This is a genomic window from Bacteroides fragilis, from assembly GCF_019583405.1.
In the GTDB taxonomy this organism is placed as follows: Bacteria; Bacteroidota; Bacteroidia; order Bacteroidales; family Bacteroidaceae; genus Bacteroides; species Bacteroides fragilis_B.
The window spans coordinates 33,342-47,972 of record NZ_SZUU01000001.1; the positions used below are offsets into that span (position 1 = coordinate 33,342).

Here is a 14,631-nt window from a genome sequence, read left to right on the forward strand (position 1 = left end):
GCAAATTTTATGAAATATTCTCTGTGTAGATCAGTGTGATCGGTGGTGAAACTTCTTAGTCGAAAAGACTTCTGAACTTCTTGAATATCTTTTCTTTAATTGAAGTACTTGGTTTGAAGTTCTTCGATTCTTCCAGTTTTTCCAAAGTACTTTTTTCGTCTTTACTCAGTGTCTCCGGCACATATACGCTTACGTTGACCAGCAGATCCCCTGTGCCGTAACCGTTTACGCTTGGCAACCCTTTACCGCGGAGTCGGAGCACTTTTCCCGGTTGTGTACCTGCTTCGATTTTTACCTTCACTTTTCCGTCGATGGTTGGAATTTCTACCGCACCTCCGATAGCTGCTGTAGGGAAACTCAGCAATAAGTTGTATACCAGATCGTTTTCATCACGAATCAGCTCCGGATGTGGCTCTTCTTCCACCAAAATCAATAGGTCGCCCGGGATACCGTTATGTTTTCCGGCATTTCCTTTGCCGCCCATAGAGAGTTGCATGCCTTCTGCTACTCCGGCGGGAATTTTTACTGTTACTACTTCCTCACCGTATTCGATACCTTCTCCACCACAAACCTTACACTTGTCTTTAATGATTTTTCCCTCGCCATTACAAGTAGGACACGTAGTACGTGTCTGCATGGTTCCTAAGATGGTTTGCTGGTTACGGATTACCGAACCACTGCCTTTACAGGTCGGACAAGTTTCAGAACCGCCATTACCTTCTGCCCCTGTTCCGTGACAGTGCGAACAAGGTACATATTTTTTTAGTTTGAATTTCTTTTCAACTCCTGTAGAGATCTCTTTCAAATTCAGCTTCACCTTCACCCGGAGGTCTGAGCCACGGAATTTTCTCTGTTGAGAACCTCCGCCTCCAAATCCGCCGAAGCCTCCGAAACCACCACCGAATCCGCCGCCGCTATGGCCGCCGAAAATATCACCGAACATAGAGAAGATGTCGTCCATGGACATTCCGCCACCGAATCCTCCGAACGGTCCGCCGTTTCCGGCTGCTCCACTCATTCCTGCATGACCAAACTGGTCGTAGCGGGCACGTTTATCCGGATTACTCAGTACGTCATACGCTTCGGCTGCTTCTTTAAACTTTTCTTCTGCTTCCTTATCACCCGGATTTTTGTCCGGGTGATATTGGATGGCTTTTTTCCGGTATGCTTTCTTTATTTCTTCGACTGTTGCCTCTTTCGTGACTTCCAGCACTTCGTAATAATCTCTTTTTTCTGCCATATTTTAGTTTCGTTGATTTTAATTATGTTAGCAAGTTTGTCGTGTTCCGGTTATTCACCCACAACAACTTTTGCATGGCGGATTACTTTGCCGTTAAGGGTATATCCGGTTTGTACACAATCCAGTATTTTACCTTTCTGTTCTTCTGTCGGAGCAGGGATCACAGCGATGGCTTCGTGATAATCCGTATCCAGCGGTTGGTCTTTGGTTTCGATAACCTTCACTCCATCCTGCGACAGAATAGACAGGAACTTATTATATATCAACTCAACACCCTCTTTTACGGCAGCTACGTCTGTAGCCGTTTCCATAGTTGTCAGTGCACGTTCCATGTCGTCGATTACCGGCAGAATACTTTTGATGCTCTTCTCACCACCGTTCAGAATCAACTCTGCTTTTTCTTTGATGGTCCGTTTACGGTAGTTATCGAATTCAGCCGAAAGACGGAGGTATTTGTCCTTCTGATCTTCGATCTGGCTATGGGCTTCTTCCAGTTCTTTTTCCAATTTCTCCTCTGCGGTCAGCGGTGTACTTTCCTCAGTGGCTTCTTCGTTTTGCGACTGTCCTTCAACGGTATCTTGAATATCGTCTACTGTCAACTCTTCTTCTTTCTTGGTTTTTTTTTCTTTTGGGTCCATATCTATTCTGTTTTTATTCTTGTTAAACGGATTTAGTTTCATGTCAATACGGCATTTTAATGTATTGGCTTTGCAGCAAAAACTTTGCCAGTTTGTTCGTTTTGCCAAAAAACGCAGCAAAGGTAATACTTTTATGTCAGATTGACACATTACTGATAGTTCGTTATTCACTAAAAATGTCTACCTTTGTCACCGCATTATTTGATAATAAATAAATTAAGGAATAATAATAGAATGATTACAGTTTCAAACGTTTCGGTACAGTTTGGTAAAAGGGTATTGTTTAATGATGTAAATCTGAAGTTTACAAGTGGAAATTGTTATGGTATTATCGGTGCCAATGGCGCCGGCAAGTCAACTTTTCTCCGTACGATATACGGTGACCTCGACCCGACTACCGGAAACATTACGTTAGGTCCGGGCGAACGCCTTTCGGTATTGAGCCAGGACCACTTTAAGTGGGACGCTTATACGGTAATGGATACCGTAATGATGGGGCACACCGTGTTGTGGGACATTATGAAGCAGCGCGAAGCCCTTTATGCCAAAGAAGATTTTACCGATGAAGACGGTCTGAAGGTTTCCGAACTGGAAGAGAAGTTTGCCGAACTTGACGGATGGAATGCTGAAAGTGACGCAGCTATGTTGCTGAGCGGTTTAGGTGTGAAAGAAGATAAACATTATACATTGATGGGTGAATTGAGCGGTAAGGAAAAAGTGCGTGTGATGCTGGCACAGGCATTATACGGAAATCCGGATAACCTGTTGCTTGACGAGCCTACCAATGACCTGGATATGGAGACTGTTACCTGGTTGGAAGAGTATCTCTCTAATTTCGAACATACCGTGTTGGTTGTAAGTCACGACCGTCACTTCCTCGATTCTGTCTGTACACATACGGTCGATATCGATTACGGAAAAATCAATCTTTTTGCCGGTAACTACAGTTTCTGGTATGAATCCAGTCAATTGGCCCTCCGTCAGCAACAGAACCAGAAGGCCAAAGCTGAGGAGAAAAAGAAAGAACTGGAAGAATTTATCCGCCGTTTCAGTGCCAATGTTGCCAAGAGTAAGCAGACTACCAGTCGTAAGAAAATGCTCGAAAAGTTGAATGTTGAAGAAATCAAACCGTCTTCCCGTAAATATCCGGGTATCATCTTTACTCCGGAGCGTGAGCCGGGCAATCAGATATTGGAAGTTTCCGGTTTGAGCAAGAAGACCGAAGAAGGGGTTGTATTGTTCAACGACGTGAACTTCAATGTGGAGAAAGGTGACAAGATTGTGTTCATTTCCCGTAATCCGCGTGCGATGACTGCTTTCTTTGAGATCATCAACGGTCATATGAAGCCTGATGCAGGACATTTCAACTGGGGGGTAACAATTACAACTGCTTATCTTCCTTTGGATAATACCGAATATTTCAATACTGATTTAAATCTGGTCGACTGGTTGAGCCAATATGGCGAGGGCAATGAAGTTTATATGAAAGGTTTTCTGGGACGTATGCTTTTCTCTGGTGAAGAAGTACTGAAGAAAGTGAGTGTACTTTCGGGAGGTGAGAAAATGCGTTGTATGATTGCCCGTATGCAGTTGCGCAATGCCAACTGTCTGATTCTCGATACTCCGACCAATCATCTCGACTTGGAGTCTATTCAGGCATTCAACAACAACTTGAAAACCTATAAAGGCAATATCCTTTTCTCTTCACATGACCACGAATTTATTCAGACCGTTGCCAATCGCGTGATTGAGCTGACTCCGAACGGTATTATAGATAAGATGATGGAATACGATGAATACATTACTTCCGATCACATCAAAGAGCTGAGAGCCAAGATGTACAAGTAATGATGTACGGTTTTGGACGATGAACGATTAACGATTAACGATGAACAGGTGCCCATTCATGCGCAACCTGTTCATCGTTTTTTTTGTTCGCATTCACTTTATTTATCGTTTACTGTTGTTCATCGTTCATAGTTTATCATTCATCGTTATTTTACCTTTCTCCATTTATTACGTATCATATATAAACAACATATACCGTGGCTTATGGAACAAAAGGAAATACAGGCATTAGTAGAAAAGAGCAGAAAGCAAGATGCAAGTGCATTTGCTTTGCTTGTGGCAGAGTATCAGACTTTTGTTTTTCGCCTGGCATTCCGTTTGTTGTGTAATGAAGAGGAAGCGCGGGATATGGTACAGGAGACTTTCCTGCGTGTCTGGCTTTCGTTGGACAAATACCGTCCTGAATTTCGCTTTGCGACCTGGCTTTACAGGGTTGCGTGTAATATCTGTTATGATCGTTTGCGGGTTTTACAACACTCGCCGGCCGGAGCGCTTTCCGATATTGCGTTTTCCGAGTTGCCCATTCTTTCCGATGATAACGTCGAAGCAGTGTTAGTCAACCGGGAGTTGAAAGCACATATCCTGTACTTTATGCAACAACTGACTCCTAAGCAGAAGCTGGTATTTACATTGCGCGATATAGAAGAGTTGGAAATCAAAGAGATCGAGATTATTACCGGACTCACATCGATCCAGATCAAAACAAACCTCTATCTCGCCCGGAAGAGTATCCGTAAGAAGTTGAATGAAATAAATAAAGAAAGATGAAAAAGGAAGAAATTAATTATGAAAGGTGGTTGGGACAGTTAAAAAAGACACCCCCCATTCTGGAAAATCCGGAGGCATTGACCGAAGATATTATGCGTGCTGTCAAGGCGGCTTCTTTCAGAAGTCCGGCCAAGCGCAGACCGAATCGTGTTGCCTGGTGTTCGGGCATTGCTGCAACTTTGCTCTTGGCGATATGGATAGCGGAAACGATGTCTGTCGATTCGTCTCCCTTGTCTGAAGTAATCATCATACCGGAGCCCTATCAATCGAATACTTTCACAGACAGTCGGGAGCATAGAGGTTTGACGATAGGAGAGAAGCAGGAACTTTTCTTTACCGCATCCCGTAATCGGAAAAGGGAAATGCTTAAACGAGAACGGCTTTATACTCAGTATAAACAGATAATGAAGAGTGAGTGATCTTTAAAAAATAGATGCGTATGAAAACAAAAAATCTTTTACCGATATTGTTGCTGGCCGTTTCAATGGTGTCCTGCACCACCTATTATCAAGTGAAAACCCAGATTTTTCCTGATGGATCGGCTCGTAGGGAAGTTTATGCCTTTGGCGATTCTGCATTCATGGCCGGAAATCGGGCACAAAATCCTTTTATGTTCTCATTGGATTCCGGTTGGACGGTGACGCGTTTTGATTCTGTCCGGATGCATAATTATTTTGGAGAGAAGGAAAAGATAAACGTGTGTGCCAGCAGGGAGCAGGCTTCTGTCGAATTATTTTCGGAGCAGGTCCGGCCTAAAGATCCGATGTTTCGTCCTTTGGTGACTCCGCGGGAAACACTGACCAAACATTTCCGTTGGTTCTATACGTATTATACCTATAACGGTGTTTATCCCGAACTGACAGAAAAAGGACCTGTACCTCTGAAAAACTATCTGAACGAGTCGGAACAGAAACTTTGGTTTCAGGGCGACGACACTGCGTATCGGGGAATGAACGGATTGGAGATGAAAGAAGTGCTCGATCGTTTGGAAGGACAATTTGTTCAATGGTACAACCGGAGTCTCTATGAATTAAGTATTGAAGTGATGCGGCCTTTTATAGCTGACCTGAAGCAGGGCGACTATCTTTCACGCCTGAATGCGGCTAAGGATTCATTGTATCAGGCATATAGGCCTCAGAATGATGATCCGGACTTCTCTCCGGCACTCGTTTGTCAATTACTCGATACTCACTTTCATACTGATTGTTTTTCGCTTCTCTATAAAGAAAAACAGCAGGAAGTGGATAAAAAATTTGATGAGGAAACACGTTCCGTTGAGTTATTTGGAGTGGTGATTCAATATGAGCTCAATATGCCCGGACAAATGCTTTCGGCAAATACAACCTTTAGGGAGGATGATCATTGGGTCTGGAAAGTAGATGCCTATCGTCTTTTGGCAGGCGAATATCTTTTGACTGCCGAGTCGCGCATACCCAACATCTGGGCCTTTATCCTCACCGGCTTGCTAATTCTTTTGGGTATAGGTTATTGGATAAAAAAGCGATGAGCAAGAAGGAGTGAAGTTGTGTCAAAGGGCCTCTCACCACAGATTGCGCTGATTTCCACAGATTATTCGTGTCGTTAAAATTCCTTCTGTGTTCCTCTGTGCCCTCTGTGGTGAGTTTTTTGATATGCTCCCGTTTTTTATCGTTTATAAATCAACTTATTTTTCCCTTCCCCGAATAAATTGTCTCCTATGGTTGTGATTTTATCTCCTTTGGCAACTACGTAGCGCAGCCTGTCACATCCCATGAAAGCACCATATTCGATGGCTGTAATGCTTTCCGGCAATTCTACGGTTCCACACAGACGTCCGCAATTGCTGAAAGCCCGCTGTCCGATGCTTTTCAGTCCATGAGGTAAACGAATGCGGAGCAGGTATTTTTTTTGTGAGAAAGTAAAGTCCGGAATAGCTGTCGCATTGGTCTTTTCGATGTCTACGGCAACCAGATTCGGCATATAATCCCGTATCAGTTTAAAATCGGCCGCATCCAGTTTGCCTTCGATGGTCAGGAAGTTGATCTCTTTCGGTTGTAGCCCTGCTTTTTGTATTTCACTTTCCAGCGTGCTCAGTGCTCCTACCTCTATTTTAGCTTCCAGTGGTTCGCCTTCGATGAATGCAAAGTTATCCCAACGGTTTTTCAGCCGGTATTCATCACTTGCTCCCAGTGGTACAAAGATAGCAGTGATGCTGTCTGCCAATGCTTCCGGCAGTAGGTTAGGAGGAGTTTTCTTTTTAATCTGGCATATATTCAGATTTTCGCAGCCCATAAAAGCCGCATCTTCAATGTTTTTGATCTTTTCCGAAAGAATGATCTTTTTCAGAGTGGATTTTCCTTTGGCAGTGCCGTTTTCCTTCTTACAGAAAGCGTATGCCGGAACAAAATTCGGCATATAAATATAGAACTTATCCGGATAGGTACCTTCTTTACCCGAGTACATGCTGATGCTCGCATTAGCTATGTCGAGCACTTGTAAGTTTTTAAATTCATCGCGCAGATGTCTGAAGTCCACTGCATTGATCTTTCCGGTCAGGGTCAAGTGGGTGACCTGGTTCGCTTCCTCTTCCGTCATCATCGAAATCAATGTTCCCGGTTTGCTGACGAAATACGTTTTCTTAACTTCTTGTGCCGTAGCTGCAAATAGATTGGCAGTAAGGGCTATTCCTATAAACAGATGTTTTATTTTCATATTTATGATAAATGTTTAGACAAATATAGCGAATCATACTTTATCTCGTCCAGAGTTTTAGAAAAATATAGTTATTTTTGTCCTTCAACCAATAAATTAACAAAATGGAACAACAGGATCACGAATCATTCTTTTCTCCGAAAGGGATTCCGGCATTTGCAAGTATTATTATCTTTTTGGTAAGCTTCTTTATCGTCATGTCCCTATTCCGTTCCGTTCTGAATCTTTTTTCGGAAGTAAGAGGGTACGGAATGGGTTATTTCTTTATTGGAGAGGGGATTATGTTGTTGAGCGTATTTATTGTAACCTTTCTGATGATGCGATTTCTGGATCGCCGTCCCTTCTCCGATTTAGGATTCAGCCTGAAAGGGCGTGGCAAAGATATTCTCTACGGTTTCTTGATGGCAGTGCTCATTTATGCCATTGGTTTTGGTGTTTGCCTGCTGACCGGGCAGATTGAGGTTGTCGGTGTCCATTTGCATTGGAGCGATTTGCTCTTAAGCGGGTTGTTTTTCGCCATGGTTGCCATTGTCGAAGAAACTATGATGCGCGGATATGTTTTGGGACGTTTGTTGCGTACGCGACTCAATAAATTTATTTCTCTTTTCATCTCTTCCCTTTTGTTTGCGTTGCTCCATCTGATGAATCCCAATGTGGCTTTTTTACCCATGCTCAATCTGGTGTTAGGAGGGTTATTACTGGGAGCTTCCTATCTTTACACCCGTAATCTTTGGTTTCCTATTTCGCTTCATTTCTTTTGGAACTGGATTCAAGGGCCCGTGCTTGGCTATGAAGTCAGTGGCAATCGCTTCTGTGAAACTTTGTTTTCACTTCGCCTGCCTGCAAATAATCTGATTAATGGAGGGGCATTTGGGTTTGAAGGTTCGCTGGTTTGTACCGTATTGGCAACGCTCTTTACACTGTTCATTATCTGGTGGTTCGAATAACACAAAAATGTCCCATGTTCCGCTGAACTCTGGGACATTGATAAAACAAACACCACATTTACTTCACAGTAAGTTAGAGTGGAAAAGCAAGAACGCATTTACTTCGCAGTAAGTTCGTTGCGCACTATTTAAACACAAACAAAACAAAATAAAAGCTGTACAACAGCCATTATAACACTTGCATCAATGTATGTTTATATTGATTTTTCCATAACAAGGGGCATAAAGTATGTGGGGGTGAATCTTATTCTAAAATTTATACGTCGTTCCCACCATTAACCCCACTGTTCCCCGTATGGGTTCCTGAAGGTCAGCCCGATAACTTCTGTCTTTAAATATATTGATCCGGGGTTCCAGCCAAAGCCCGGTATGGGCTGACAGCCTGATTTCTCCCTGTAGTCCGATGCGTCCGTTCAAAATGATTGAAGACGATGATTCCGCTCCGGGAAAATAGCTCCCGATGCCACCTGCCACGATCAGGTTGAACACGTGGCTGTCCCGATCGGAAAAAAGCCTTGTGAGGCTGCACAGATAGTCAATGTTGAGGCTGATATTAAAATCGCGGTTGCTACCGCTATCTTCATTATCCAAAAAGGCGGTACTACTACCGGCACTGATCCGCATCCCGTTAAATTTGTCGAACCATTTACCTAAAGCGAATTCCGTGTCGAACAATACATTTCCGGTATTTCCGGTACCGGCTGCCAGCGAGGCAAAACCTCCTTTAAGGAAGGTCAGGGTAGTGTATCCTGCCGGTTTGTAAGTAATACCTGCCATTAGTGATCCTGCCAGGTTATATCTTTTCCACGATGGCTGGTTGTCCACCCGGTCCGGATAAAGTGCCAGTTGCGGCTCGATAAACAGGTTAAAAGCAGACGATACATTCAGTTTTCCTTGTAATCCTGCCCTCAATCCGTATGAATGGATCGCTTTTTGATCTTTTACGATAGTGGCCTGATAGCTGAGTCCGAGGACACCGATCACCTCAAATACCCGCTTCGGATTGTATCTGGCGGCAAATGCACTGATATTGATCAGGTAGTCTACATTGGCTCCTGCCAGGTGCATATCCGTATTTCCCTGTTTCCATTGTGTATATTCCCCTCCGGCCCGTAATCCTATGACGGGGGTCAGCCAATTGCCTGCCATGAATGATGCCCGTGGTCCGTGAGCGGTTTGTCCGCCTCCTACGTTAAACAGATAACCGATACCCGATCCGACAGAGAAAAACAGATGTTCCGATCCTCTCTTCGAATGGAACTTTTCCGCTCCCTTTCTTTGGGGTATCAAATATTCTGAGGCCTTTATATTGTTTTTTCCTGCTGTTGAATCTTGCTTTTGCTCTTGTGCTGTCAGAGTTCCGCATAAGCCGAAACCGACTCCTAACAGCAGGATTCTTTTATAACTCTTTCTCATATTCTTCATTGCTTTATCGTTCTTTCTTCATTCAAGCCGCTCTCTTCCGTTTCGGTGTCTTCCGTTGCAGTTTCTTCTGTTTCGGTTTTTTCTTTTGTTTTCTCCGCTTTTTCCTTCAGTTCTTTCTTTTCCTCTTCCAACTGTTGCAGCAGGTCGGTTACGTCTCCGTCTATCTGCGCGATCTCTTTCAGTGACGGATCTTCGTTCAGGGCCCGTTTAATGAAAGCGTATGCTTCGCTCACTTTGTCCAACCTGTTGGCACATGCCGCCCTTAGATAATAGCTGAGTGGTTCATCCGGTAGTTCTTGTGCCTTTTCCCACGCTTCTTCATTCTGCTTCATGGCCATTAATAATACCACTTCATTTATACCGCCTTGCGTTCCGAACCGTTCATAAGCATCCTCAAAATGCCCGTTATAAGCTCCAACGATGGCTCTTACGTCTTGTGTCATGTCGTTGTCCGGCAAAAAGTCTATAATCGAGTCCGCCCGGTTATAAGCTCTTTCGTCCATTAAGGCGATTACCTGATTACAGAGTAGTTCTGTAGGAGCCGATCTGCTGACAAACGGTTCCAGCAATTTGCTGTCCGCTTTCTTTTGTTCTATCAGCAACGCAGCCAATTCGTTGGCCATAATCATAAATTTAGGATATTGTTCCAGTGCCTGTCGGCAGATCACTTCGCGTGTAGAGTCATTATCGGCATTCAGGTATATCCGCCAAAATTCATAGGGTACCAATTTTTTATAGTCCTGTTTATACATTATGCGTATTTCTTCATCGTTCAGCAATCTCATCACCGAATAGTTGAAACTATATTCCACCCGGCGCAGCCGTGGTAAGTAAGTCGTTAGAATGACATTCCGGTATTCCGGTAGTCGTAGGATCCGGCTGTATTGCGAGGCCATGTTGTCCGGATAGCAATTGATGATTTCCCGTAACTTGTCTGTAGGCAGTGAGTCGTGTTCCATCAATTCTGCTACCTCTTCCCAAGAGGCTACCACTCCTTCTGTATATGTACTGTCTTTTATTGCGTTTATAGTGCCTCCGTTCAGAAAACCAAAGATACGTTTCAGCGTACTGTCCGTGCGTTTTTGTGCCAGTTTCAGATTCGATTGATACGGACCTTCTGGCGACGATACTCCTTTGACCGAAAACGACAGGAATTCCGAGTTCGGATCGTTTTCTATTTCCTGCAGGCGCAAGCGCATTTTCTCCAGTTCTCTTTGGTTGTTCGGATCCTTTTCGTCTATCGTTGCCGAGTTGATCAGGAAGTTCAGCTTCACTTCTCCTCTGTCGCCTCTTTGTTGTTTTTGAGGTTTAGGGATGTATTTTTCATCTCTGATTTTCATGCCATCCGCCTGGTACGTAAAGAAACGCATCGGATTTACCGTACCTTTGGCTATCACTACTGTATCTTTGTATGCCAGTTTTTTATATTCTACCAGATACATGTAGATGTCACACCGGCATTCATCGTCCGGGTTATCCATATAGAGGGAGTCTACGTAGGCAATCACTTCATTTTTATCAATCTTTTGCGTTTTCTCCTGAAAAGGTGCTAACGGGTCTCTACTCAGGTCGAATTCCATCATTCGTTCCAATGTGATGGCATACTCCTTTCCGGTCACCACTGCCGGGCGGAACAGGCTCTGTGTTTTACGGGTAATATTCACCAACATCGGTTGCACTACGATACGTGTATTCGGCTTATACATTTCTTTGGGAATTTTTACTTTAGGGTGGATGATGTATTGATTTCCGACGATCTCGATGTCGGTTGGTTCAGGTAGCAGTTTGTCCACCACTTTTTTGGCGGTGATCACCACTTCGTCAATCATCGATGCTTCGTACGAGATCACTACGTTTATCGTTGTCTTTCCTTTAAGTTTTACTGTTTTTGATGCGTAGGCAAAGCCCGAGAAATGAAGGGTCGTACTGGGATCTGCCATGATCTTGAACTTTCCGTCCAGGTCTGTGATGCCGTATACATCTCCCTTTTCATTCTGGTCTCTGATTACGATAGAGATGGCAGGTTCTCCCTCATCATCGATTACGCTTCCGCGTATTTCTACTTTCTGGGCTTGTCCCCATGCCGGAATAATGGCGTATAGGGCCACTATCCCCAATAGCAAAAATCTTTTGATATTCATTAGGGTTATTTTATTTGGCTATATAGATAAAAGATACACTTAGTTTAACCGGTATGGGGGCCCATCCCGATTCATTCGGTTCACCGTGAGTGCTTCCAGGTTGGTAGCGCACCAACCTGTAGCGTGCCACACCCACACCGCCTGAAACCTCAAGGTTCCAGCGGCGTGACAGAATCCAGTTGTATCCATACGTGACACCTGCAGCTACGGCATCTCCATAATATGCTCTGGGGGTTATTCCTACGTCGAACATGGAATAGAATCCTGTGATACCGATGTAATGGCGCGCCAGCAGGTTCCGAAGCCAATATTTAGCTTCAGCTTGTACGCGCCCATGACGGTAGAAAAGTTTATCTGTAATCTTCCAGGGATTAGCCGATGCCGAAATTTCGGCTGTCATCCAATCGTTTAGCGGGAATTCCACTCCCAGATTGGGAGATGCCGCTAACCATTCCAGCGTATTAGTCTTGATGGCCATACGTTGGGCGGATACTTGAAAAGATATTGCTATGAAAATAAAAAGTATAGCCCGTTTCCCGAATAGAGACGGGAAATTATATCCGGCTATCTCCCACAACAAGTTGGGGAAATTTAGTTTTAAATTAAATGTATTCATAAACGCGCTCACTTCTGTCTAAAGCGTGCTGTCGTTTATTCTTGTTGGTTGCAAATATAGAGGTTTTAATTTACATTTTTCAACTAATCGAAATCTTTTTTTATAAGTTCCAATAAATATTCCTGTAAATCAGTCTCTTGCCCTATCTGTAATTTTTGTCGGAGCCGGCTCCGGTTGCTTCTCACGGTCGAAGGGGCTATGTATTGAAGTTCTGCTATCTCTTCGGTTGTTTTGTTTTCCAATATCAGGCAGCAGAATTGTATCTCCTTGCAGCTGGCTTGCAGGTGCAAAGCATTGAAAGCTGCCCATAGTTTTAGTTCGGATGTCATTTTTGCCTTTTGTCGTTGCATGGTTCGTAGTATTTCCTGCAATCTTGCAAGCATTATGGGAGGAAAGATATATGCCACTGCCAAGCTGGGCAGACTCATCAAATAAAGTTCGGATGATGTATAGACCCCGATGAACATATACAAAAGAATCGGGGCGAAAGATAATATCACTACGGTGTGTCGACTCACAGAGATAGAAGCCAGACCACAAGTAACCATACCGATCATCAAATCTTGTGACAAAAAGAAGCCGGTCTCTTCCGGTGGGAAATAGATACGGCTGTACATTGATATTAGGATATTGCTTTGTATGGTATAAAAAGTGCATTTCAACAAGAAAGTTATCTGTTTCTTTTTTCGAATCAGCAGGTAAGTGAACAGTAAGAATAATCCCAGGGATAATATGTTACATAAAGCCAGTAACAGATTTTTTCTGATGAGGTAGACGCAAAGGTCTGCGATGATTCCGATACTAAAGCAGCCCACTGTGCCGTAATAGACGAAATAAATTGTTTGTCGCTTCGGACTTCTTATTTCTTTGAACTGTAGATATTTCTTTTGGATGTACTTTTTGATTCTTGGCAAAGACAGGTGTTTTGAATTCATATTTCTTTTAGGTTTTAATATGTAATATTTATAAAACGAACCCATGTAGGGGGTATATACTCTGACGGAAAGACTTTCGAAACGGCTTTTTTATCCCATAATAAATATAAATATGAATGAAAATATAACGGAGGGAGGGTGAAGATCTTGAAAAAATGTACTGAGTTCGTCATACGTGTCATCAAGGCTCATCATATACCTGCTTTATCGGATGATCAATCACTTAACTTATGCGTTAAATCAAACATCAAGACATGAAATACTCCATTTACAACTTCTCCAAAACAACGATATTTCTGAGTAATCCTGAACTTAAATATCTTTTTAGACCGAAAGATGGCGAATGAATCTTTCTGTTTATTAGTATATTCCTTATAGTCTAATCCTTCAGAATTATAAATATCAGCCCACGACAATTCTGCAAAAATTCTAAAAGCATCTGCAAACAATGATTCGTCCTGTTCACTTATTAATTCGAAACCATTATTTCTATCAATCAAATCGAAATTTATTTTAGAGCCTGTTTAAATTTTGTAGCTTGAAATAAAAAGAGTGTTTCCTCTTTCCTACAAAACGATTATTTTTAGTTACCCAGCTTCAAATAATTATGTATTGTACGGATTTAGAAGAAACACAGTGGCAAGTTATCAAGAAAATCTTGAACTTGCAAGAAAGGAAACGAAAATATGATTTGCGTGAAATATGGAATGCTATCTTCTACCTGGTGAGAACAGGGTGCCAGTAGCGTATGCTTCCTTCCAATTTTGCTCCTTGGGAGTTGGTCTACTATTATTATCGCAAATGGTGCTCTTTGGGTGAATTTGATTTGTTATTGAATAACTTACGAGAAAAAGTACGTGTCAAAATGGGACAAAAATCAGAAGCTGGCCTGGGGATTATGGATAGTCAAAGTGTACGTTGGGGTAATAATCGTTCTCTCAATGGCATTGATGGGAATAAGAAAGTAAAAGGAGTTAAGCGTCATGTGGTAGTTGATAAGAATGGTTTCCTACTGGCTGTGATGGTAACAATTGCTTGCGTACACGATAGTAAAGCGGCTTATTTATTAACAAGGCACCTTAGGGAACTTTGTTGCAACATCAAAATCATATTAGCTGACGCTGGTTATCGTGGGGAAATAGCGGACAAGATAAAAAACGCTTTTGGATATATTCTTGAAGTTGTGGTCAGTAAAGATAAGGTAAATGGCTTTAAACCAATTGGAAAAAGATGGGGTGTAGAAAGGACATTTGCGTGGTTTGATAATTATAGAAGACTCTGCCGAAACTATGAATTGACATTCGATTCGGCAGAGGAAATGGTAAAAATCGCATCTATTAGGATGTTAGTGAATAAAATTTAAACAGGCTCTAAGGTATTCG

General features: G+C 42.8%; 15 protein-coding genes. 7 read left to right on the plus strand and 8 right to left on the minus strand.

Annotated features, from left to right (window positions below; translation table 11 throughout):
• Positions 1–55: 55 nt before the first annotated feature.
• Both dnaJ and FDF36_RS00085 read right to left on the minus strand, forming a co-directional pair.
• The gene (gene dnaJ / locus FDF36_RS00080) at positions 56–1,240 is read right to left on the minus strand and encodes a molecular chaperone DnaJ (protein WP_005776531.1); all 1,185 of its coding nucleotides are present in this window, start codon (positions 1,238–1,240) and stop codon (positions 56–58) included.
• Between the two features lie 50 nt (positions 1,241–1,290).
• Positions 1,291–1,878 carry a nucleotide exchange factor GrpE gene (locus FDF36_RS00085; RefSeq protein ID WP_122330296.1) on the minus strand — a complete coding sequence of 196 codons (588 nt, stop codon included), beginning with the start codon at positions 1,876–1,878 and terminating at the stop codon, positions 1,291–1,293.
• A 234-nt stretch (positions 1,879–2,112) separates the two neighbouring features.
• Between FDF36_RS00085 and FDF36_RS00090 the strand changes: the two genes are divergently transcribed.
• The 4 genes from FDF36_RS00090 (at position 2,113) to FDF36_RS00105 (ending at position 6,001) form a co-directional block, all read left to right on the plus strand.
• Entirely contained in the window at positions 2,113–3,726 is a 1,614-nt protein-coding gene (locus tag FDF36_RS00090) for an ABC-F family ATP-binding cassette domain-containing protein (RefSeq protein WP_005776533.1), read from the plus strand.
• A 204-nt stretch (positions 3,727–3,930) separates the two neighbouring features.
• Positions 3,931–4,494: an RNA polymerase sigma factor gene (locus tag FDF36_RS00095; protein ID WP_220389870.1), complete on the plus strand. Its 564-nt coding sequence runs from the start codon at positions 3,931–3,933 to the stop codon at positions 4,492–4,494.
• The gene (locus FDF36_RS00100) at positions 4,491–4,913 is read left to right on the plus strand and encodes a hypothetical protein (RefSeq protein ID WP_220389871.1); all 423 of its coding nucleotides are present in this window, start codon (positions 4,491–4,493) and stop codon (positions 4,911–4,913) included. Before FDF36_RS00095 ends, FDF36_RS00100 begins: the two co-directional genes overlap by 4 nt.
• A 20-nt stretch (positions 4,914–4,933) precedes the next feature.
• Positions 4,934–6,001, plus strand: a complete 1,068-nt coding sequence (locus tag FDF36_RS00105) for a hypothetical protein (RefSeq protein WP_220389872.1) — start codon at positions 4,934–4,936, stop codon at positions 5,999–6,001.
• Positions 6,002–6,138: 137 nt separating this feature from the next.
• Here the strand turns inward: FDF36_RS00105 and FDF36_RS00110 are convergent, their stop codons facing one another.
• The gene (locus FDF36_RS00110; protein ID WP_220389873.1) at positions 6,139–7,185 is read right to left on the minus strand and encodes a leucine-rich repeat protein; all 1,047 of its coding nucleotides are present in this window, start codon (positions 7,183–7,185) and stop codon (positions 6,139–6,141) included.
• 104 nt (positions 7,186–7,289) lie between these two features.
• Here FDF36_RS00110 and FDF36_RS00115 point away from each other — a divergent pair, with 104 nt between their 5' ends.
• Positions 7,290–8,132, plus strand: a complete 843-nt coding sequence (locus FDF36_RS00115; RefSeq protein WP_220389874.1) for a CPBP family intramembrane glutamic endopeptidase — start codon at positions 7,290–7,292, stop codon at positions 8,130–8,132.
• Between the two features lie 249 nt (positions 8,133–8,381).
• Here FDF36_RS00115 and FDF36_RS00120 read toward each other — a convergent pair whose 3' ends face one another.
• The 5 genes from FDF36_RS00120 to FDF36_RS00140 all read right to left on the minus strand — a co-directional run bounded on the left by FDF36_RS00120 (position 8,382) and on the right by FDF36_RS00140 (position 13,749).
• The gene (locus FDF36_RS00120) at positions 8,382–9,548 is read right to left on the minus strand and encodes a hypothetical protein (protein WP_220389875.1); all 1,167 of its coding nucleotides are present in this window, start codon (positions 9,546–9,548) and stop codon (positions 8,382–8,384) included.
• A gap of 5 nt (positions 9,549–9,553) precedes the next feature.
• Positions 9,554–11,698, minus strand: a complete 2,145-nt coding sequence (locus FDF36_RS00125; RefSeq protein WP_220389876.1) for a tetratricopeptide repeat protein — start codon at positions 11,696–11,698, stop codon at positions 9,554–9,556.
• Between the two features lie 10 nt (positions 11,699–11,708).
• Complete coding sequence (locus FDF36_RS00130; protein WP_005808963.1) at positions 11,709–12,314, minus strand: DUF3575 domain-containing protein; 606 nt, start codon at positions 12,312–12,314, stop codon at positions 11,709–11,711.
• Positions 12,315–12,397: 83 nt separating this feature from the next.
• Complete coding sequence (locus FDF36_RS00135) at positions 12,398–13,249, minus strand: helix-turn-helix transcriptional regulator (RefSeq protein WP_220389877.1); 852 nt, start codon at positions 13,247–13,249, stop codon at positions 12,398–12,400.
• 215 nt (positions 13,250–13,464) lie between these two features.
• Positions 13,465–13,749, minus strand: coding sequence for a hypothetical protein (locus tag FDF36_RS00140; protein ID WP_233481137.1), 285 nt, complete (start codon positions 13,747–13,749; stop codon positions 13,465–13,467).
• 107 nt (positions 13,750–13,856) lie between these two features.
• Here FDF36_RS00140 and FDF36_RS21095 point away from each other — a divergent pair, with 107 nt between their 5' ends.
• Complete coding sequence (locus FDF36_RS21095; protein ID WP_259281336.1) at positions 13,857–13,994, plus strand: transposase; 138 nt, start codon at positions 13,857–13,859, stop codon at positions 13,992–13,994.
• 3 nt (positions 13,995–13,997) lie between these two features.
• Positions 13,998–14,612, plus strand: a complete 615-nt coding sequence (locus FDF36_RS00145) for an IS5 family transposase (RefSeq protein WP_259281337.1) — start codon at positions 13,998–14,000, stop codon at positions 14,610–14,612.
• Positions 14,613–14,631 lie beyond the last annotated feature (19 nt).